Annotated in this window: 13 protein-coding genes and 1 tRNA gene; 12 read left to right on the top strand and 2 right to left on the bottom strand. The window is 47.4% G+C overall.

Annotated features, from left to right (window positions below; genetic code table 11):
• Window positions 1-21 precede the first annotated feature (21 nt).
• The gene (locus GPK88_RS16160; protein WP_173771769.1) at window positions 22-4263 is read right to left on the bottom strand and encodes a 2-hydroxyacyl-CoA dehydratase; all 4242 of its coding nucleotides are present in this window, start codon (window positions 4261-4263) and stop codon (window positions 22-24) included.
• A 300-nt stretch (window positions 4264-4563) separates the two neighbouring features.
• Between GPK88_RS16160 and tgt the strand changes: the two genes are divergently transcribed.
• The 10 genes from tgt to GPK88_RS16110 all read left to right on the top strand — a co-directional run bounded on the left by tgt (window position 4564) and on the right by GPK88_RS16110 (window position 17337).
• Complete coding sequence (gene tgt / locus GPK88_RS16155) at window positions 4564-5715, top strand: tRNA guanosine(34) transglycosylase Tgt (RefSeq protein ID WP_173771771.1); 1152 nt, start codon at window positions 4564-4566, stop codon at window positions 5713-5715.
• A 178-nt stretch (window positions 5716-5893) separates the two neighbouring features.
• Window positions 5894-6208, top strand: coding sequence for a preprotein translocase subunit YajC (yajC, locus tag GPK88_RS16150; protein ID WP_015527154.1), 315 nt, complete (start codon window positions 5894-5896; stop codon window positions 6206-6208).
• Window positions 6209-6913: 705 nt separating this feature from the next.
• On the top strand, window positions 6914-8272 hold the full coding sequence (locus GPK88_RS16145; protein WP_173771773.1) for an SPFH domain-containing protein: 1359 nt from the start codon (window positions 6914-6916) through the stop codon (window positions 8270-8272).
• 84 nt (window positions 8273-8356) lie between these two features.
• Window positions 8357-9442, top strand: a complete 1086-nt coding sequence (locus GPK88_RS16140) for a TFIIB-type zinc ribbon-containing protein (RefSeq protein ID WP_022426084.1) — start codon at window positions 8357-8359, stop codon at window positions 9440-9442.
• Between the two features lie 13 nt (window positions 9443-9455).
• Entirely contained in the window at window positions 9456-10256 is an 801-nt protein-coding gene (locus GPK88_RS16135; RefSeq protein ID WP_173771775.1) for a TPM domain-containing protein, read from the top strand.
• A gap of 266 nt (window positions 10257-10522) precedes the next feature.
• Complete coding sequence (leuB, locus tag GPK88_RS16130; RefSeq protein ID WP_173739278.1) at window positions 10523-11608, top strand: 3-isopropylmalate dehydrogenase; 1086 nt, start codon at window positions 10523-10525, stop codon at window positions 11606-11608.
• A 119-nt stretch (window positions 11609-11727) separates the two neighbouring features.
• On the top strand, window positions 11728-13401 hold the full coding sequence (gene ilvD, locus GPK88_RS16125) for a dihydroxy-acid dehydratase (RefSeq protein WP_015527149.1): 1674 nt from the start codon (window positions 11728-11730) through the stop codon (window positions 13399-13401).
• Window positions 13402-13416: 15 nt separating this feature from the next.
• Entirely contained in the window at window positions 13417-15099 is a 1683-nt protein-coding gene (ilvB, locus tag GPK88_RS16120; RefSeq protein ID WP_148444798.1) for a biosynthetic-type acetolactate synthase large subunit, read from the top strand.
• A complete protein-coding gene (gene serC / locus GPK88_RS16115) occupies window positions 15092-16174 on the top strand; it encodes a 3-phosphoserine/phosphohydroxythreonine transaminase (RefSeq protein WP_148444797.1) in 1083 nt (360 codons plus the stop codon). The genes ilvB and serC overlap by 8 nt, the downstream gene beginning before the upstream one ends.
• Entirely contained in the window at window positions 16174-17337 is a 1164-nt protein-coding gene (locus GPK88_RS16110) for a phosphoglycerate dehydrogenase (RefSeq protein ID WP_173763117.1), read from the top strand. Before serC ends, GPK88_RS16110 begins: the two co-directional genes overlap by 1 nt.
• Before the next feature lie 748 nt (window positions 17338-18085).
• Here the strand turns inward: GPK88_RS16110 and GPK88_RS16105 are convergent.
• The gene (locus tag GPK88_RS16105; protein ID WP_173771776.1) at window positions 18086-19057 is read right to left on the bottom strand and encodes a carbohydrate kinase family protein; all 972 of its coding nucleotides are present in this window, start codon (window positions 19055-19057) and stop codon (window positions 18086-18088) included.
• A gap of 215 nt (window positions 19058-19272) precedes the next feature.
• Here GPK88_RS16105 and glgB point away from each other — a divergent pair, with 215 nt between their 5' ends.
• Together glgB and GPK88_RS16095 are read left to right on the top strand one after the other, a co-directional pair.
• The gene (gene glgB, locus GPK88_RS16100) at window positions 19273-21531 is read left to right on the top strand and encodes a 1,4-alpha-glucan branching enzyme (protein ID WP_215708044.1); all 2259 of its coding nucleotides are present in this window, start codon (window positions 19273-19275) and stop codon (window positions 21529-21531) included.
• A gap of 114 nt (window positions 21532-21645) precedes the next feature.
• A tRNA-Thr gene (locus tag GPK88_RS16095) sits at window positions 21646-21718 on the top strand.
• Window positions 21719-22650 lie beyond the last annotated feature (932 nt).

Below are 22650 nucleotides of genomic sequence, written 5' to 3'. Positions count from 1 at the left end.
GTTTGTAACCTGCATTTCTTGTTATGCGTCTTTTTTATCGCCTTTATGCAGATTCTTCTGTGCTGTGGAAAGCATAAGCTTGATCCTGTTCAGCTGGTTTACTTCGCTGGCACCTGGATCGTAGTCAATGGCAACAATGTTGGCTTCCGGATGTTCACGGCGAACTTCCTTGATGACACCTTTTCCTACGATGTGGTTCGGCAGGCAGCCAAAAGGCTGGATGCAGACGATGTTCGGGACACCGCCGTGGATGAGTTCCATCATCTCTCCGGTCAGGAACCATCCTTCACCGGTCTGATTTCCGGCAGAAACGATGGGCGCAGCCATTTTTGCAAGATCACGGATATCTGCGGCCGGTGTAAAGTGGCGGCTCTGCTCTAGAGCCTCATTTGCTGTTTTTCTCAGCCAGTCGATGGCTCTGAGACCAAGATTTGCGATGGTTGCCTTGGATTTCTTGAATCCAAGCTTTTCAACCTTGAAGTTCTGGTTGTAGAAGCAGTAGCAGATAAAGTCGATAAGATCCGGAACAACCGGTTCTGCCCCTTCTGCCTCCAGAAGATCTGCCAGGTGGTTGTTGGCAGCAGGCAGGAACTTGACAAGGATCTCACCTACGATACCAACGCGAGGCTTTTTCTCATCGGAGATCGGGATCGTATCAAAATCATGGACCATCTCACGGCACATTTTTTTGAAGGTACCATGGCTGACGCTGCTGCCTGTTACGAAGGCAATGACGCGCTGCTCCCAGATTTTGTGCTTGCGGTTTACGATACCCTTTTCCAGCTCGTAAGGACGCATGCGATATACGCATTTCATCAGGATATCACCGAATACGGCACCGTAAACGATGCGCCTGATCAGCGGCAGTGTCAGCTTAAAGCCAGGGTTGCTCTCCAGTCCGCTTAAGTTGAGGGAGATAACCGGAATCTGTTCCATGCCGGCTTTTTTCAGAGCACGGCGGATGAATGCGATATAGTTGGAGGCACGGCAGCCGCCGCCTGTCTGAGACATGATGACTGCAGTTTTGTTCAGGTCATATTTGCCGGAAAGAAGAGCATCCATGATCTGTCCCACAACCATCAGGGACGGATAGCAGGCATCGTTGTTTACATATTTAAGGCCCACATCAACAGCATGCTTGTTGTCGTTGGGGAGGACTTCCAGGTTATAGCCGGATGCTTTAAAAGCAGCCTCAAAGATTCCGAAGTGGAATGGAGACATCTGCGGGCAGAGAATGGTGTACTCCTTACGCATCTGCTTGGTAAAGGATATCTTCTCAATGGAAGCCGGCTTGATGTTCCTTTTTTTATTCTGTGCCTGTTTTGCACGGATAGCAGCGATCAGGGAACGGATACGGATCCTTGCCGCACCCAGGTTGTTGACCTCATCGATCTTCAGGCAGGTGTAGATCTTGTCACTTCCATCCAGGATCTCATAAACCTCATCGGTGGTAACGGCATCAAGTCCGCATCCGAAGGAATTCAGCTGGATCAGATCCAGATCCTCTCTTGTTTTTACAAAATTTGCGGCAGAGTAGAGACGGGAGTGATACATCCACTGGTCGTTGACACGGATGGGACGCTCCAGATGTCCAAGGTGTGCAACGGAGTCTTCGGTAAATACGGCGATTCCGTAGCTGTTGATCATATCCGGGATACCGTGGTGGATTTCCGGGTCAATATGGTATGGACGGCCTGCAAGAACGATTCCGCGGCGGCCGGTTTCTTTCAGGTACTGCAGGGTTTCTTCACCCTTTTTCTGGATATCCATATGTACGGCTGCAAGTTCTTCCCAGGCCTTATGGGCAGCAGCTTTGACCTCGGCAGCAGGAATATCCTGGAATTCTTCCACAAGGCGGTTTGTCAGGATATCCTCGGAAGTAAATGCCAGGAACGGGTTGCGGAAGGTGATGGATGGATCACTGAGCTCGTCCACATTGTTCTTGATATTTTCCGCATAGGAAGTAACGATCGGGCAGTTATAATGGTTGACCGCATCCGGGAACTCGTTGCGTTCGTAAGGGATGCATGGGTAGAAGATAAATTTCACACCGTTACGGATCAGCCATGTGACATGTCCGTGAGCAAGCTTGGCCGGGTAGCATTCGGATTCACTTGGGATGGATTCGATACCCAGCTCGTAGATCTTACGTGTGGAAGTAGGAGAAAGTACCACCTGGTATTTCAGCTCTGTAAAGAAGGTATACCAGAACGGGTAATTTTCAAACATGTTCAGAACACGTGGGATACCAACCTGTCCACGGGTAGCCTTATCTGCGGAAAGTGGTTCATAGGAAAAGAGCCTCTTATATTTGTAATCGAAAAGGTTCGGGATATGATCCTTGTTCTTTTCCTTTCCAAGTCCGCGCTCACAGCGGTTTCCGCTGATGTATTTACGGCCGCCGGAGAATTTGTTGATGGTCAGACGACAGTTGTTGGTACATCCGCGGCAGTTTGCCATGGAGGTGGTGTACTGGAGGCTGTTGATCTGATCGATGGAAAGCATGGAGGTTTTTTCACCCTCCTGATAGCGCTCCCTTGCGATCAGAGCAGCACCGAAGGCACCCATGATCCCGGCGATATCCGGGCGGATAGCCTGGCAGTTGGCAATCTTCTCAAAGCTGCGGAGAACTGCGTCATTATAGAAGGTACCACCCTGTACAACGATATGCTTGCCAAGCTCGGAAGCATCGGAAACCTTGATAACCTTGTAGAGGGCGTTTTTGATAACGGAGTAGGCAAGACCAGCGGAGATATCGGAAACCTCAGCGCCTTCCTTCTGGGCCTGCTTAACCTTGGAGTTCATAAATACAGTACAGCGTGTTCCAAGATCAATAGGATGTTTTGCAAAAAGAGCTGCTTTTGCAAAGTCCTGTACGGTGTAGTTCAGGGATTTTGCGAAAGTCTCGATAAAGGAACCACAACCGGAGGAACATGCCTCGTTAAGCTGTACACTGTCTACCGTCTGGTTACGGATCTTGATGCATTTCATATCCTGACCGCCGATATCCAGGATGCAGTCTACTTCCGGATCAAAGAAAGCAGCTGCATAGTAATGGGAAACAGTCTCAACCTCACCTTCATCAAGAAGAAGAGCCGCTTTGATCAGGGCCTCGCCGTAACCGGTGGAGCAGGAAAAGGCAATCTCGGCGTCTTCCGGAAGAAGTTCATAGATCTCCTGGATGGAACCGATGGTGGTCTTCAGCGGATTTCCGTTATTATTGCTGTAGAATGAGTACAGAAGTGTTCCGTCTTCGCCTACCAGTGCAGTTTTGGTAGTGGTGGAACCGGCGTCGATTCCCAGGAAACATTTTCCCTTATATGTAGAAAGGTTGCCGGTTTTTACCTTGTAGGCACTCTGGCGGTCGTGGAAAGCCTGATAGTCGTCCTCTGTGGCAAAAAGCGGCTCCATACGTTCTACCTCAAAGTCCAGTTTGATGGTGGTACGCATGCGTTCTTTCAGTTCAATAAGAGATACGGTTACGTCCTGCTTCGCGTTCAGGGCGGAACCGATAGCTGCGAACAGATGGGAATTGTCCGGCGCGATAATGTGTTCGTCATCCAGCTTCAGGGTGCGGATAAAAGCGGTCTTCAGTTCGGAAAGGAAGTGAAGCGGGCCGCCCAGGAATGCAACGTGTCCGCGGATCGGTTTACCGCAGGCAAGACCGGAGATGGTCTGGTTGACAACTGCCTGGAAAATGGAAGCGGAAAGGTCTTCCTTGGTTGCTCCGTCGTTGATCAGCGGCTGGATATCTGTCTTTGCGAAAACACCGCAGCGTGCCGCAATGGGATAAAGAGCCTTGTAATGTTTGGCGTATTCATTAAGACCTGGTGCATCGGTCTGGAGCAGAGATGCCATCTGGTCAATGAAGGAACCGGTACCGCCGGCACAGATGCCATTCATACGCTGCTCTACATTTCCGTTTTCGAAATAGATGATCTTGGCATCCTCGCCTCCAAGCTCGATAGCAACATCCGTCTTTGGTGCCAGCTTCTGCAGGGAAGTGGATACGGCGATAACCTCCTGTACAAAAGGTACTTCCAGATGATTGGCAAGTGTCAGTCCGCCGGAACCTGTGATAACCGGGCAGAGTGTAAGTTCACCGAGCTGATCCTCTGCTTTCTGAAGAAGATCCGCAAGTGTTTCCTGGATATTTGCAAAATGTCTCTCATAATCGGAGAAGACAAGGGTATCGTTTTCGTCTAAGATCGCGATCTTGACAGTGGTGGAACCAATGTCAATTCCAAGTGTGTGTTTCTTCATAAAAAATTGATTTCCTCCTTGCTGTATCTATACAGGGGTTGCCCGACTCTGGCATTACTGTCAGGCGGGAGTGATTTCTTCTTATTAAAAGGATTTTTAAGCGAATACTCTATATTATACGATATCGTTTAAAAAATGGCAATGTAAAAGTTTAACAATCAGTAGCAGGAAAGAAAAAAATGTGTTATGATATTGACTAAAAGTTCCGGATAGTGACTGTGCCAGGAGGCAGTTTGGGCTGCTTTTTAGGAAGAGAACCGGAACCAGATGACCCAAAATGTTTTTTAGAAGGGGAATGAAATGGCAGAATATAAACTGATTACAACAGAAGGAAGAGCGAAAAGAGGAGAGTTTAAGACGGTTCACGGAACGATCCAGACTCCTGTTTTCATGAATGTAGGAACAATTGCAGCAATTAAGGGTGCGGTTTCCACTGTGGATCTTCATGAGATCGGTACGCAGGTACAGTTATCCAATACCTATCATCTTCATGTGCGTCCTGGTGACAAGGTGGTAAAACAGCTTGGAGGTCTTCATGAATTTATGAACTGGGACAGACCGATTCTTACCGATTCCGGCGGATTTCAGGTGTTTTCCCTGGCAAAGCTGCGTAAGATCAAGGAAGAGGGTGTGTATTTTAACTCTCATATTGATGGCCACAAGATCTTTATGGGACCGGAAGAGAGTATGCAGATCCAGTCCAATCTGGCATCTACCATTGCCATGGCCTTTGATGAGTGCCCGAGCAGTGTGGCGGAGAGGGATTATGTGCAGCGGTCTGTAGCGCGTACAACCCGCTGGCTTCAGAGATGTAAAGATGAGATGGTCCGTCTGAACAGCCTGCCGGATACCATCAACAAGGATCAGCTTCTTTTTGGTATCAACCAGGGTGCGGTTTATGAAGATATCCGTATTGAACATGCACAGGCGATTGCAGAGATGGATCTGGACGGTTATGCGGTTGGTGGTCTTGCAGTTGGAGAGAGTCATGAGGAGATGTACCGGATTCTGGATGAGGTGGTTCCGCATCTTCCGCAGAACAAGCCGACGTATCTGATGGGCGTTGGTACTCCGGCCAATATCCTGGAGGGTGTTGAGCGAGGTATTGACTTTTTTGACTGTGTATATCCGAGCCGTAACGGTCGTCATGGTCACGTATATACAAACCATGGCAAGATGAATCTTTTTAATGCGAAGTATGAACTGGATTCCAAACCGATCGATGAGGAGTGCCAGTGCCCGACCTGCCGTCATTACAGCAGGGCGTATATCCGTCATCTTCTGAAGGCGAAAGAGATGCTTGGTATGAGGCTTTGTGTACTGCATAATCTTTATTTCTACAATCATATGATGGAAGAGATCCGGGATGCTCTGGATGCCGGAAATTTTGCGGCTTATAAGAAGATGCGTCTGGAAGGGTTCGAGGAAGGTAAGATTAACGGGAACCGGTAGTTTTTATTTATAAAATTTGCGTAAATTACTTTGATTTTATAAGAAAACTCTTGAAGGTTTTTTGGTTTTTGTGTATGATAGTACGAAGTGACATTTTTTATAGTGGCGGGAGCTGCTATAGGTCAGAAACGGCGGGTGACCGCATAAGAAGAATTGATTTTATCAGGAGGAATTTGGAATGATCGCATCATCTACAGCAGCAGCTGGCGGACTTAGCGCGGGTCTTGGTATTGTCTGGATCGTAGTTCTGTTTGGAATTATGTATTTTATGATGATCCGTCCGCAGAAGAAGGAGCAGAAGAGAACTCAGACTATGTTGAACAGCATGGAGGTTGGTGACAGTGTTGTTACTACCAGTGGTTTTTATGGTGTTGTTATTGATATGACTGAGGAAGATGTTATTGTTGAGTTTGGTAATAATAAGAATTGCCGTATTCCTATGAGGAAGCAGGCGATTGCTGAGGTTGAGAAGGCTGATCAGGCTTCTGCTTGATGCTTTTTTCGCAATAACTTGAATATGAGAGAGGCACTGCGTTTTTTGTGACGTGGTGTCTTTTTTTGTATTTGTATGTGGATGAACGGACGAACGAACGGATGAAGGGACGCCGGGGAAGGGGATGCTGGCTGGTCTGCGGCTTCGTCGGGGGCTGGCTTCTAGGACACTGAAAATCTGCTAAAAGCGTTTTTAAAAAGTCCGAACTCGCGGCCTGCTGCCGCTCAGACAGCGGACTTTTGAAAAACAACGCAGATTCCCGCCGTCCAAGAATCAGCTCCCCTCCTGCAGAAGCAGAGCCATCCAGCATCCCCTTCCCCGGCTGGTGCTTCCGGTGAGAAATAGTGTCGTTTGACGGTTGGTTGTGGGTCGTCAGCGCTGCGCTGGACGACTGCAATGGCTGAGTTTGTGTTTGGTTGGGGGGGACGGCTGAGGCGCTGCGCTGTCAGCCTGGGGTTGCGGATGTGCTAGAATTGCGGATGTGATGGGAGAATAGCCTTTGATGCCAGCGCAGACGGACTGTGTGGATGTGCTAGGATTGTGGGTGTGATGGGAATATGGCAATTGTAATATTGTATAGAAATAAGTGGATTTTTGGTAAAATTCGTGTAATAATGATGTTACTATCAGAAATGAGAGTGACGATGGCTTTGGAATATCGTAAAATTGTAAATAAGAATGAATTTTCAGAAAGGGGTTGGATTTATGGGTCTTATCAGAGCGGCTGTGGGTGCAGCGGGTGGTACGTTGGCGGATCAGTGGAAGGAGTTTTTTTACTGTGAGGCTATGGATAAAGAAGTGATGGTTGTGAAGGGGACGAAGAGGTCTTCTTCCAGGTCTTCCAATAAGCATGGGAGTGATAATATCATTTCCAGCGGCAGCGGGATCGCTGTGGCGGACGGTCAGTGTATGATGATTGTGGAGCAGGGAAAGGTTGTTGAGGTTTGTGCGGATCCGGGAGAGTATACGTATGATGCTTCTACGGAGCCGAGTATTTTTTCAGGTAGTCTGGGTGACGGAATCAGGAAGACCTTTGATACGATCGGGAAGAGGTTTGCTTTTGGCGGTGATACGGGTAAGGATCAGAGGGTGTATTATTTTAATACCAAGGAGCTTGTGGATAACAAGTTTGGTACTGCTAATCCGATCCCGTTCCGGGTTGTGGATTCCAGGATCGGGCTGGATGTGGATGTGGCTGTGAGGTGTCATGGTGTTTATTCCTACAGGATCGCGGATCCCCTTCTTTTTTATACGAATGTGTGTGGAAATGTGGAGCGGGAGTATACCAGAGAGGAGCTGGACGGACAGCTGAAGGCGGAGTTTATCAGTGCGCTGCAGCCTGCTTTCGGAAGGCTTTCGGAGCTGGAGATGCGTCCGAATCAGATCGTGACTCATAATACGGAGCTGGAGAATGCCATGAATGAGGTGCTTTCTGCCAAGTGGGAGGAGCTTCGTGGGCTTAAGGTAGTCAGTGTGGCACTTGGTTCTGTGACATTGCCGGATGAGGATGCCGAGATGATCAAGCAGGCTCAGCGTACGGCTATGATGCGTGATCCTGCTATGGCTGCGGCTACTCTGACCGGGGCCCAGGCGGATGCTATGAAGGCTGCGGCTTCTAATTCAGCAGGGGCTATGACTGGCTTTATGGGCATGGGTATGGCTGCTAATGCAGGTGGTATGAATGCGCAGCACTTGTTTGAGATGGGCCAGAAGCAGCAGGCGCAGCAGAGTGTACAGCAGCAGGCAGCGCAGCCGGTTTCGCCGGCAGGGAACGGAGCAGGGGCTGCGGCTGCGGCTGGTTCCTGGACCTGCAGTTGTGGTGCGGTTTCTTCGGGGAAATTCTGTCCGGAGTGTGGTGCATCGCGTCCGGTGGAGGACAGCTGGACCTGTTCCTGCGGTACGGTGAATAAAGGCAAGTTCTGTATGAACTGCGGAGCGAAGAAGCCGGAGAAGAAGATGCAGTATCGTTGCAGCAGGTGCGGATGGGAACCGGCAGATCCGGAGAATCCACCGAAATTCTGCCCGGAGTGCGGTGATCCGTTCGGACCGGAGGATGCAGTATAGATCAGAAAGAGAGATGGTCAGGAGCAAAATGCAGGGTAACTCCTGCCGGTTGTTGGATACAGAATGATGAAGTGAGGTGAATATATGGCGAAGATGCAGGAGTTTAAGTGTCCGTGCTGTGGTGGCTCCATAGAGTTTGACAGTTCTGTGCAGAAGATGAAGTGTCCGTTTTGTGATACGGAGTTTGATGTTGGTACGTTATCGGAATATGCCCAGACTGTGGAGGAAGAGCAGCCTGAGGATATGAGCTGGTCGGATGAGGCCGGCAGTGAGTGGCAGGACGGGGAGAGTGAGGGGCTGCGTACCTATGTGTGCAAGTCCTGTGGCGGTGAGATCGTGGGAGATGCCAATACGGCAGCAACGGCCTGCCCGTTTTGCGGAAGTCCGGTGGTAATGACCGGGCAGCTGTCCGGTGCACTGAAGCCGGATTATGTGATCCCGTTTAAGCTGGACAAGAAAGCGGCAAAGGAGAGGCTGAAAAAGCATCTTACCGGTAAGAGGCTTCTGCCGAAAGCATTTAAGTCAGAGAATCATATCAGCGAGGTTAAGGGCATCTACGTTCCGTTCTGGCTGTATGACACAGACGCAGACGCAGATATCCGTTACCGTGCAACAAAGACCCGGTTCTGGAGCGATAGTGATTATGATTATACGGAGACCAGCTATTATGCAGTACATAGAAGTGGTTCTCTTGGTTTTGATCATGTACCGGTGGATGGCTCTGCCAGCATGGAAAATGATCTGATGGAGTCTATAGAGCCTTTTGATTTCAAAGAAGCGGTGGATTTTCAGACTGCGTATCTGGCTGGATATTTTGCAGATAAATATGATGTGACAGCCAGCGAGTGTGAGGAACGTGCCAATGAGCGTATCCGCCGCAGCACAGAGGCTGCATTCCGGGATACGGTGAGAGGATACGCCAGTGTGGTACCGGAGAATACCAGTATCCGGCTTCATAACGGGACAACGAAATATGCGTTATATCCCGTATGGATCCTGCAGACGAAGTGGAAGGGTGATAATTACATATTTGCCATGAATGGTCAGACAGGGAAATTTGTGGGAAATCTGCCTACAGACAAGAACGCTTTTGCACGATGGTTCCTGGGAACAACGGGGGTCGTGGGTGTGATCACTTATATTATCCTGTATCTGATCTGGGCTTTGTAGGGAGGTGGATGCCATGAAAAAAAGAATATCCGCATTTTTGATATCGATCCTTTTGTGTCTGGCATGTGCTTTTCCGGTATGGGCAGGCACCGTAAGCCGTCTGGATGACCAGGCGGGCCTTCTGGATGCAGAGCAGCAGGAGAGCCTGAGCAGTACTCTGGATGAAATCAGTGAGCGGGATCAGGTAGATGTTGTGGTCGTTACCGTTAACAGTCTTGAGGGAAAAACAGCCCAGGCGTATGCGGAGGATTATTTTATTGACCATGGATATGGGCAGGGGGAAAATGATGACGGTATTTTATTCCTGTTGGATATGGGAGACCGTAACTGGGCCATTGCAACACACGGATATGCGATAGAAGTGTTTACGGATGCCGGACAGTCCTACATCATGGATCAGGTGAAGCCTTATTTAAGTGACGGTGATTATAACGAAGCGTTTCATAAGTTTGCCACGGAATGCGATGATTTTATCACGCAGGCAGATGAGGCAGAGCCATACGATGTGGAAAACCTTCCGGATGAGCCTTTTGCGGTTGGGATAAACCTGCTGATCGCTCTTGCTGTGGGGCTTGTGGCAGGATTACTGGTAACCGGAAATATGAGAAGAAAGCTGAAAACTGTGCGAAAACAGGATCGGGCGGCTTCTTATGTGCGGCAGGGCAGTATGAATGTGACCAGAAGTAATGATTTTTACCTCTACAGTACGGTATCAAAATCCGCAAAACCGAAAAATGAGGATAATAACGGTGGTTCCAGCACCCATACCTCATCTTCCGGTGATACCTTCGGTGGTTCCAGCGGGAAATTCTGAGAATATCATCAGGAAAAACAGAATATGATAAAAAAAGAAAGACTGCTGTACCGGAATGGTAGGGCAGTTTTTCTTTTTTCTGTGTGCGAAAGTATGTCTCTGGGGCGGCAGAAACAGGGAATTGCCGTTTATTTTTTGCATTCCGGAAATAACTTTATCTATTTAATAGGTTGAAATCCGTCGAAAAGTGCGTTATGATAATAACAATTATCCACACCAGTGCGTTAAAATTTTACAGCACAGGGGAAATCGGAGGAGTGAATAAAATGGAGTACAAGATTGCCCTGATTCCGGGAGACGGAATCGGTCCGGAGATTGTTGCCGAGGCCAAAAAAGTTTTAGACAGAGTATGTGAGAAATACAGTCATAAATTTTCATACACAGAGGTTCTTTTAGGAGGGGCATCCATTGATGCTCACGGAGTACCTCTTACAGAGGAAGCCATTGCCCAGGCAAAAGCTTCTGATGCAGTACTGATGGGTTCCATTGGCGGTGATGCCAAGACATCCCCGTGGTATAAGCTGGAGCCGTCCAAACGTCCGGAGGCAGGTCTTCTTGCGATCCGTAAGGCGCTGAACCTGTTTGCAAACCTTCGTCCGGCTTATCTTTACAATGAGCTTCGTGATGCATGCCCGCTCCGTGATGAGATCATCGGAGATGGTTTTGACATGATCATTGTAAGAGAGCTTACAGGAGGTCTTTACTTCGGAGCAAGAAAGACTACTGAGGAGAACGGAGTCCGCACAGCAGTAGATACTCTTTCTTATAATGAGAATGAGATCCGCCGTATTGCCATTAAGGCATTTGAGATCGCACGTAAGAGAAGAAATAAGGTTACAAGTGTAGATAAAGCCAATGTTCTTGATTCTTCCAGACTCTGGAGAAGTGTAGTGGAGGATGTGGCAAAGGACTATCCGGATGTAACACTGGAGCATATGCTGGTTGATAACTGTGCAATGCAGCTGGTACGTGATCCGAAGCAGTTTGATGTTATCCTTACAGAAAACATGTTCGGAGATATCCTCTCTGATGAGGCAAGTATGGTGACCGGTTCCATCGGAATGCTTTCCTCCGCAAGCTTAAATGAGACAAAGCTTGGTCTCTATGAGCCGAGCCATGGTTCTGCACCGGATATCGCAGGCCAGAACAAGGCAAACCCCATCGCAACCATTCTTTCCGCTGCTATGATGCTGAGATATTCTCTGGATCTTGATAAAGAAGCAGATGCTGTGGAAGCAGCAGTACAGAAGGTTCTTACAGATGGTTACAGAACAGGAGATATCATGTCTGACGGATGCAAGCTTGTCGGAACCAGAGAGATGGGCGATCTGATCGCAGATGCCATTGCATAAATAAAGCGGGACAGAGAGAAGAAAACGAAACAGAACAGAAAAAAACGGTACCTGGAAGAGGAAGTCTATAAACAGATACCGGATCCTATCGTAAAGAATAAAAAGGAGAGACCTTAAAAATGAAAAGTGATACCGTAAGAAAAGGCACACAGCAGGCACCACATCGTTCCCTGTTCAATGCCCTTGGAATGACAAAGGAAGAAATGGACAAACCACTGGTAGGAATCGTAAGCTCTTATAACGAGATCGTACCGGGACATATGAACCTTGACAAAATTGTAAATGCTGTAAAGCTCGGCGTTGCAATGGCTGGCGGCACACCGGTTGTATTTCCGGCGATCGCAGTATGTGACGGAATCGCAATGGGACACGTTGGAATGAAATATTCCCTTGTAACACGTGACCTGATCGCAGATTCCACAGAGGCCATGGCACTGGCTCATCAGTTCGATGCTCTGGTCATGGTTCCCAACTGTGACAAAAACGTACCTGGCCTTCTGATGGCAGCGGCAAGGATCAACGTTCCTACTGTATTCGTAAGCGGCGGTCCGATGCTTGCCGGCCATGTAAAAGGACACAAAACCAGTCTTTCCAGTATGTTTGAGGCAGTAGGATCCTATGCAGCAGGAACCATCACAGCAGATGATCTGGAAGAATTCGAGAACAAAACCTGCCCGACCTGCGGATCATGTTCCGGTATGTACACTGCGAACAGCATGAACTGCCTGACAGAGGTTCTCGGTATGGGACTGAAAGGAAACGGTACCATCCCGGCAGTATACTCTGAACGTATCCGTCTTGCAAAGCATGCAGGAATGCAGGTAATGGAAATGTACAGAAGGAACATCCGCCCAAGAGACATTATGACAAAAGAGGCAGTTTTAAATGCACTTACAGTAGATATGGCACTTGGATGCTCCACAAACAGTATGCTTCATCTTCCGGCTATCGCACATGAGATCGGAATGGATTTTGATATCAGCTTTGCAAATGAGATCAGTGAGAAGACCCCGAACCTTTGCCACCTTGCACCGGCAGGCCCGACCTACATGGAAGATCTTAATGAGGCCGGTGGTGTCTATGCGGTCATGAATGAGCTGAACAAGCTGGGACTTCTCCATACAGAGTGTATGACAGTAACCGGAAAAACAGTAGGTGAGAATATCAAAAACTGTGTAAACCTGAATCCGGATGTTATCCGCCCGATCGACAATCCGTATACAAAGACAGGCGGACTTGCCGTACTGAAAGGAAACCTTGCACCGGATGGTGGTGTTGTAAAACGTTCTGCAGTTGTACCGGAGATGCTGGTACATGAAGGTCCTGCACGTGTATTTGACAGCGAGGATGACGCAATTGTTGCCATCAAGGGCGGTAAGATCGTAGAGGGAGATGTTGTGGTTATCCGCTACGAGGGACCAAAGGGTGGTCCTGGAATGAGAGAGATGCTGAATCCTACATCTGCTATTGTGGGAATGGGACTTGGTTCTTCCGTAGCCCTGATCACCGACGGACGTTTCAGCGGTGCATCCAGAGGAGCCGCTATCGGACACGTATCACCGGAGGCAGCAGTAGGCGGCCCGATCGCACTGGTTGAGGAAGGCGATATCATCAGCATCAATATTCCGGAGCTGAAATTGGAGATCAAGGTTTCAGATGAAGAGATGCAGGCTAGAAGAGAAAAATGGCAGCCAAGAGAGCCGAAGGTGACAACCGGATATCTGGCAAGATACGCTTCCATGGTAACATCCGGAAACCGTGGTGCGATCCTGGAAGTACCGAAAGCAAAATAAGGAGGAACGAAAGATATGCAGCTTACAGGTGCAGAGATCATCGTAGAATGTCTGAAGGAACAGGGCGTTGACACCGTATTTGGATATCCGGGCGGCGCGATCCTGAATGTTTACGATGCCTTATATGAATACAAAGATGAGATCACACATGTACTGACCTCCCACGAGCAGGGTGCATCCCATGCTGCTGATGGTTATGCGAGAGCTACCGGAAAAGTGGGTGTCTGCCTGGCAACATCCGGTCCTGGAGCCACCAACCTGGTAACAGGAATCGCGACTGCATACATGGATTCCGTACCGATGGTAGCCATTACTGCAAACGTAGGAAGACCACTCCTGGGAAGAGATTCTTTCCAGGAGGTTGATATCGCAGGTATCGTAATGCCTGTGACAAAATACAGCTTTATTGTAAAGAATATCGAAGATCTTGCAGATACGTTAAGAAGAGCATTTTATATTGCAAAAAGCGGAAGACCTGGCCCGGTTCTTGTGGATGTTCCGAAGGATATCACAGGAATGAAATATGAATACGAGCCATGCCATCCGGCTACCGTTAACCGTGAGATCAAAAACATCCGCAAAGAAGATATGGACCAGGCGCTGGAAATGATCAGAGAGGCAAAGAAACCTTTTATTTTTGTAGGCGGCGGCTGTGTGATCTCCGGTGCTGACCAGGAAGTCCGCGAACTGGCTCACAGGATCCAGGCTCCGGTCTGCGATACACTGATGGGTAAAGGTACTTTCCCAGGTGAGGATCCGCTTTATACCGGTATGGTAGGTATGCACGGAACCAAGACTTCCGATCTTGGTGTTACGGAATGTGATCTTCTCATTGTTCTTGGAGCACGTTTCAGTGACCGTGTAACAGGAAATACCAAGACTTTTGCACACAATGCAAAAATCCTTCAGATCGATGTGGATGCTGCGGAGATCAACAAAAATATCAAAGTGGATGCAAGCGTGATCGGAGATGTGAAAGAAGTGCTGAAACGCCTTCTTGAGGAAGTTCCGGAGAAAGAACATCCGGAGTGGATCGCACATATCCAGGAACTGAAAGCAAAATATCCGCTGAATTATGATCACACACAGCTTACAGGTCCGTATATTATAGAGAAACTTTATGAGCTGACGAACGGTGATGCCATCATCTCCACAGAGGTTGGACAGCACCAGATGTGGGCGGCACAGTATTATAAATACAAAGAGCCAAGAACTCTTCTTACTTCCGGCGGCCTTGGAACCATGGGCTACGGTCTTGGCGCTGCAATTGGCGCAAAGATGGGCAGACCGGAAAAAACAGTTGTAAATATAGCAGGTGACGGATGCTTCCGTATGAATATGAATGAACTGGCAACTGCAGCGCGCTGTGGTAGACAGCTGATCCAGATTGTTATGAACAATCATGTACTTGGAATGGTGCGTCAGTGGCAGACGCTTTTCTATGGAAAGAGATACTCTTCCACAGTACTGGATGACGCCGTTGATTTTGTAAAATTATCGGAGGCGCTGGGTGCAAAAGCCATTCGTGTGACAAAGATGGAAGATGTGGAACCTGCACTTAAGATGGCACTGGCAGCAGAGGGACCTGTCGTTCTGGATTGCTGGATCGATCAGGATCTGAGTGTGTTCCCGATGGTACCGGCTGGTGCGAATCTTGATGATGTATTTGACGAGGAGGATATGAAGAAACATGAGTAGAGTGTACAATTTTTCTGCCGGACCGGCAGTGCTTCCGGAGGAAGTACTCAAAGAAGTAGCTGATGAGATGATGGATTATAACGGCACAGGAATGTCCGTTATGGAAATGAGTCACAGAAGTGCAGCTTTTCAGGAAATCATTGATACTGCAGAGAAAGATCTCCGCGAGCTTATGAACATCCCGGATAACTACAAGGTACTTTTCCTTCAGGGAGGAGCATCCCAGCAGTTTGCCATGATCCCGATGAACCTTATGAAAAACAGGGTTGCTGATTACATCGTAACAGGTCAGTGGGCAAAGAAAGCTTATCAGGAAGCTCAGAAATATGGAAAGGCAAACAAGATCGCATCTTCTGAGGACAAAACTTTCAGCTATATCCCGGACTGCAGTGATCTGCCGATCAGCCCGGATGCAGACTATGTATACATCTGTGAGAATAACACCATTTACGGCACAAAATTCAAAAAACTTCCAAACACAAAAGGCAAGACTCTGGTAGCAGATGTATCCTCCTGCTTCCTGTCTGAGCCAGTGGATGTAAGCAAATATGGTATTATCTATGGCGGTGTTCAGAAGAACATCGGACCGGCAGGTATGGTTATCGCGATCGTTCGTGAAGATCTGATCACAGAGGATGTTCTTCCGGGAACACCAACCATGCTTACCTATAAGACACATGCAGACGCAGGCTCTCTTTACAACACACCGAATGCTTACTGCATCTATGTATGCGGAAAAGTATTTAAATGGCTGAAGAAAATGGGCGGTCTGGAAGTGATGAAACAGCGCAATGAGGAAAAAGCAAAAATCCTTTATGATTATCTGGATTCCAGCAAACTCTTCAAAGGAACTGTAGTTCCAGAAGACAGATCCCTGATGAACGTACCGTTCGTAACCGGTGACAAGGAAATGGATGCCAAGTTTGTCAAAGAGGCAACTGAGGCAGGCCTTGTAAACCTGAAAGGACACCGTACTGTTGGCGGAATGCGTGCCAGCATCTACAATGCCATGCCAAAAGCTGGCGTAGAGGCCCTGGTTGCATTCATGAAAAAATTCGAGGAGGAGAATGCATAATGTTCCAGTATCATTGCCTGAATCCTATCGCTGAAAAAGGCTTGAGACTTTTTGGCGACAATTATAAAAAAACAGAGACTGTAGACCAGTGTGACGCGATCCTCGTAAGAAGTGCGAAGATGCATGACATGGAACTTCCGAAGAGCGTTTGCGCGGTTGCACGTGCTGGTGCAGGTGTCAATAACATTCCGGTTAAAGAGTACGCAGAGAAAGGTGTTGTTGTATTCAACACACCTGGAGCGAACGCAAACGGTGTAAAAGAGCTTGTACTTGCAGGTATGCTCCTTGCATCCAGAGATATCGTTGGCGGTATCGAGTGGGTTGCACAGGAGAAAGATAAAGAGCACATTGGCAAACTTGCCGAGAAGCAGAAAAAACAGTTCGCAGGATGCGAGATCAGCGGCAAAAAACTTGGTATCATCGGTCTTGGTGCCATTGGAGCCATGGTTGCAAACGCAGCATGCGGTCTTGGAATGGAAGTGTATGGTTATGACCCATATCTTTCCATCGATGCAGCATGGAACCTTTCTAGAACCATCAAACACAGCAAGAGCCTGGACGAGATCTACAGCCAGTGCGATTACATCACCATTCATGTGCCGCTTCTTGACAGCACAAAGAAGATGATCAACAAAGAAGCTTTTGATAAGATGAAAGACGGCGTAGTCCTTCTGAACTTTGCAAGAGATCTTCTTGTTGATGAGGAGGCGCTGATCGAGGCTGTTGAAAGTGGTAAGGTTAAGAAATATGTAACGGACTTTGCCAACGAGACAGTTGCAGGACGCGAGGGCATTCTGGTAACACCACATCTTGGAGCTTCCACAGAGGAATCTGAGGAGAACTGTGCGGAGATGGCTGTAAAAGAGATCCGTGATTACCTTGAGAATGGTAATATTAAGAATTCTGTGAATTATCCGAATTGTGATATGGGTACTTGTGTGGCTGTTGGAAGAATTTCTCTTGCACATAGTAATACACCGAATATGATCAGTCAGGTTACTAAGATCCTTGGATCTGAGGGACTGAACATTGCGGATATGACCAATAAGAGTAAAGGAGAGTTTGCTTATACTCTTATTGATCTTGAGAGTGCAGCTTCTGCTAAGGCACTGGATGAACTCAAGGAGATTGAGGGTATGTACAGAGTGCGTGTTGTTAAGTAAAGTAACAAGATCTTAGAAATACTTTTTTTGAAATACTGTGTGTCGTTTGCTTTTTTTGGCGAACGGGGCACAGTATTTTTTTGAGAAAAAGAAAATCGCAAAGGGGCCGCAAAGCCGCGGCCCCTCTGCACACCCCTCGGGCTTTTTTTTTAGGAGTGCTTGGTTGTGGAGGACGGGAGTTTTGATGACTTGTGTCTGTATGCGACGGTGATGAGGACGGAAGGTTGAGCCGATGAAGAAGAACGGCCTGAAGGGTTGTTGAGAGTGAAAAAGTCTTGAGGCCGTTATAGGTATGTGATGGTATTGGATGCGGAAGGTTGAGCCGAGAATGTGGGCGGGAGGGCGTTGGGAGGTCTCGATGTGCGGGGTACATCTGCGGATTTTTTGGAATAGTGTAGAAGTGAATTTGAGTGGTAAAGATATCAAGTGTAAAGATATTAAATGCAAAGATATCAAATGCAAATATAATATGCAAATATAATATGCATGATGATATTGGCTATAGATTTCTATATGATAAGATTATTAATAAAATATATGATATATGATATAATAGGGAAAATATGTAGAACACACAACAATTGGCGGACAGGCGTGAAGCGCCGCTTCCGCGGTACGTGCCCGGAAAGAGGGGGTGCAGGGGGAGAAAAACGGGCTTCGTAACTTCGAGTGCTTTCTCCCCCTGCGATTTTCTCAGCTTTTCAAAGCCAATAAACAAAAAAATAATTCAATAAAAGAAAAACATACACTACTTGCGGGATGCGATGAAGTCAAGAACTTCATCCCTTGCAGGCATCACGCGAAGTGCCCCCTTCTTTGTTGTGATAAGAGAAGCTGCCGCATTTGCAAAAGTAAGCAGCTCTGTAAGATTTTCGTCAGTGAGATCTTCAAGACCGTGTTCCAGCACATAATTCAGGGTGCTTGCACAGAAGGTGTCTCCTGCGCCAGTAGTTTCAATAGTATTTTCCTGAAGGAAAGGAGCAGCCTCAACTTTTCGTCCGCGGTAATAAGCGCGGCTTCCATCCTTACCAAGTGTGATCAGCACAAGGGGGATATGATATTTTTCTTCAATAAGGGCAGCACCCTTGTCATAATCGGTAGTATCAAAAAGAAATTCTACTTCATTATCAGAAATCTTCAGTACATCGCAGCGCTCCATACCGTATTCGATTTCTTTACGGGCATCGTTCAGATCTTTCCAGAGTGGAGGGCGTAAATTCGGGTCAAAGGTAATGATACATCCGGCTTCTTTTGCCACATCAAGGGCGTAGCGGGTTGCTTCACGGACACCTTCATGAGTGGAAGAAAGCGTGCCAAAATGGAAGATCCTGGAATTGCGGATCAGATCGGCATCTACCTCATCTTTTGTCAGCATCATATCTGCACCTGGATTACGGTAGAAAGAAAAATCACGGTCTCCGTCCGGGTAAGTATGTACAAAAGCAAGGGTAGTATGAACTTCATCGTCCATGACAAGATTCCTGGTATCGATGCCACATTCTTCTACGGCAGCTTTCAGCTGTTTGCCAAACATATCATTTCCGACTTTTCCGATAAATGCAGTTTTTTTGCCAAGGCGGTTCAGCATGGCAAGAACGTTACATGGAGCTCCGCCAGGGTTTGCCTCAAAAGTAGGATTGCCCTGGGAACTGTCACCGTTTTCTGTGAAGTCGATCAGAAGCTCGCCGAGAGCTGTTACATCATACAGTTTGTTTTCCATTGATGATTCCTCCTGATAGGGTATTTGTTTCATATTCTGTCTCATATTATAAGCGTTGAACCTGATTTTGGGAAGAACCAAATTGAATTATTTTCTGTTCTGTTACCGGTTACATGCATTACTTTTTGCGAAGATTAGAACAGTTATCTTTATTTTTCAGTAAAAAAGTGATAAACTGAGTCTATAAAACAACAAATATGACGGAGGAGACGATTATGGCTGATAAAGCGTATGAATATATGGACTGGCCCCGGATTGAGGCGATTGTTTATGGTGAGGAGGCGTCACCCCGTGATGTGATGCAGCCGATGGTAACAGAGGATGGTGTTCTGATTCAGGGATTTTTTCCGGGAACGGATGCTGCAGAAGTAGTTGTAGGGAAAACGAGTTATCCTATGATCCTGGAAGATGAGGCCGGTTATTATGCGGTAATGCTTCCGCTGAAAAGGATTCCGGAATATCGCTTCCGTGTGACCAGGGGAAGCATGAAAGAAACTTTCTATGATGCCTATGAATGTCCATGCCAGATCACGGAAGAGGAGGAAAAAGCTTTCTGTGCCGGTGTTTATTACAAGGCATACGAGAAGCTTGGAGCTCATCCAGGTATCTGTGGCGGTGTGAAGGGAACCTATTTTGCTGTTTGGGCGCCCAATGCGATCCGTGTCAGTGTAGTCGGTGATTTTGACCGGTGGGATGGAAGACTCCTTCCGATGCATCGCATGCCAATGTCCGGAATTTTTGAACTTTTTGTTCCAGGCGTGCAGGCGGGCGTTTCCTATCAGTATGAGATTAAGATCAAAGGAGGCAATGTACAGCGAAAATCAGATCCTTATGGAAATGGGACACAGGGAGCTCCGTCAGTGATTTCGGTAGTGACAGATCTGGGAGATTTTTCCTGGCAGGATGAAGCGTGGATGAAGGAACGTGAAAAGTTTGCCAGCCGTGAAGTTCCGGTTTCTATTTATGAAACAGATGTAACAGAGTGGAAAAACAGTAGTGAACTGGTGGCGTTTCTGAAAGAGACCGGTTATACCCATGTGGAATTTCATCCGGTGATGGAGTATCTTGACCAGAGCTCAGGCGGATATTCGACGTCTTCGTATTATGCGGTAACGACCCGTTTTGGAACAGCGGCAGATTTTCGTGCGCTGGTGGAGGATCTTCACCAGGCTGGGATTGGAGTGATTCTGGACTGGGCACCGGCACAGTTCCCACGGTTTGATGCCGGACTTGAGAAATTTGACGGAACCCCTCTTTATGAAGTGCAGGACCCGGCTATGGCGGTTCATCCAATGTGGGGAACTATGCTTTATAATTATGGAAGTCCTATGGTCAAGGATTTCCTTATTTCCAATGCCTTTTTCTGGCTGGATGAGTTCCATGTGGACGGATTCCGTATGGATGATGTAGATGCGATGCTGTATCTGGATTTCGGACGAGAAGCAGGACAGTGGACCCCGAATCTTTATGGTTCCAATGAGAATCTTCAGGCACTGGAGTTTCTGAAACATCTGAATTCGATTGTGAAAAAGCAGGATCCGGGCATTCTCCTGATCGCACAGGAGGATGGCTTATGGCCGCAGCTTACAGACAGTGTGGAAAATGATCATCTGGGATTTGACTATAAATGGAGTGGGGGCTGGACAAAAGATCTTCTTTCTTATCTGGAAGCGGAGCCCCTGGAAAGACGGAATTATTATGATCAGCTGACGCTTTCCATGATGTATGCGTACAGTGAACATTATGTACTGACTCTTGGAAAAAGAGATGTGGGTACGCTGAGGGAGTTTCTGGAAAAGCTTCCGGGATCTTCCAAGCAGAAGAATGCTCAGCTGCGTGCGGCATATGGTTATCTGATGCTGCATCCTGGTGTGAAGATGACTGCGCCGGATGGAGATATCATGCCAGAACTGAAAACGTATATCCATGATCTCAATGAACTTTATATGTCTTGTCCTGCTTTGTATGCGATGGATGGAAATTCAGATGGTTTTGAATGGATCCAGTTTACCAGCTATGATGAGAATGTGGTTGCATTTCTTCGTAAAACAGAGAAACCGGAGGAGACGGTTCTTGCGGTATGTAATTTTTCACCGGTGTCTTATGACAGTTACCAGGTTGGTGTGCCTTTTGCAGGAAAATATAAGGAAGTTTTTAACAGTGACAGTGGAAAGTATGGCGGACAGGGTGCTGTGAATGCCCGGGCGAAAGCGGCTGTTCATGTAGAGTGTGACAACAGGGAGTTTTCGCTGAAACTGAAACTTCCGGCTTATGGTGTGGCGGTATTTAGCTGCATGCCGGAGAAGAAGAGTGTGAAGAAAGAAACTGTGAAAAAGACTACGGAGAAAAGTAAGGGGAAACGTATTGATAAGGCGAAAATGACGGTGGTGGAAAAATCTTCTGCTGTGAAGGATGCGGTGAAGGTTGTGAAGAAGGTGACTTCTCGTAGGAAAAGTTCTGCTGGGAAGAAATGATGGGGTGAGAACAGGGGTGTTGGAAGTTGTAGTAGGAATAATTTGAGTGGATTGTTGGAAAAGTGCTTGCATTTTTTGCAAAATACGGTATAATATCAGTTGTGTTTATCACAAGCTGGAATAGCTCAGTCGGTAGAGCACTTCACTCGTAATGAAGGGGTCGTGAGTTCGAGTCTCATTTCCAGCTTATAGCTGATAGGAGTCCGGTATCTTTGGGGTGACTGAAGATGCCGGATTTTTTTGTGTGAAGACGGAGAGCAAAGCGGACGCTAGAGGGAGAGGATATCGGCCTGGGCAAAAAGTCCGTCAGGAGGATACAATTAAGGCTCCGGAAGGTGGGTGGAAAACCGAACGCCAGAGGGAGAGGATATCGGCCTGGGCAAGGACTCCGTCGGGGGATACAACTAGGGTTCCGTGAGGGGGGAGAGAAAGAGGTACGCCAGAGGGAGAGGATATCGGCCCGGGCAAGGACTCCGTCGGGGGATACAACTAAGATTCTGTGAGATGGCTAAAAGCATTGCGGCAGGGCCAGAACTCGCCTGCGGCTCAGACAGCTGACCCTGCCGCAATAACGCCCTCTCCCGCAACCTAAGTTGTATCACCCCTCCTCCGCAACAGCCCGAACCGATATCCTCTCCCTCTGGCTGACACTTCCAACCGGCAGGGAAAACATAAAATCCGGGCAGGGGACGGAAGCGGACGCGGGGCGTCCTGTCCTGGGAATTGAATTGGGGGTTTGGGATGAAATTTCAAAAAATCCAAAAAAATTTGAATTTTATGGTTGACAAGCATAACTCCCAGTGGTATCATAACTGAGCTGTCGCAAATAATTGTTTTTGAAAAATAAACAATTAAAAAGAATTTCAGAAAAATGAAATTCATTGTTGACAAAAGATAGAAGATATGATAAAGTATCCGAGTCGTCAACAAAACGACAACAAAATCTTAACTCAAAAATGTTTGAAAAAAACTTAAAAAAAGTACTTGACAAACAAAAAGAGATGAGATAAAATAAACGAGCTGTCTGAGAGACAGACACAACAAACCTTGATAACTAAACAGTGAAACACATACGATTCTCGAAAATTTCTTTACATTTTTAAGAACGGTTCTAACGAA

Origin of the sequence: Blautia sp. MCC269, assembly GCF_018785655.1 — a bacterium.
Lineage (GTDB): Bacteria > Bacillota > Clostridia > Lachnospirales > Lachnospiraceae > Blautia_A.
The sequence above is the reverse complement of the archived record's forward strand: the minus strand, read 5'-3'. Positions and strand labels throughout refer to the sequence as shown.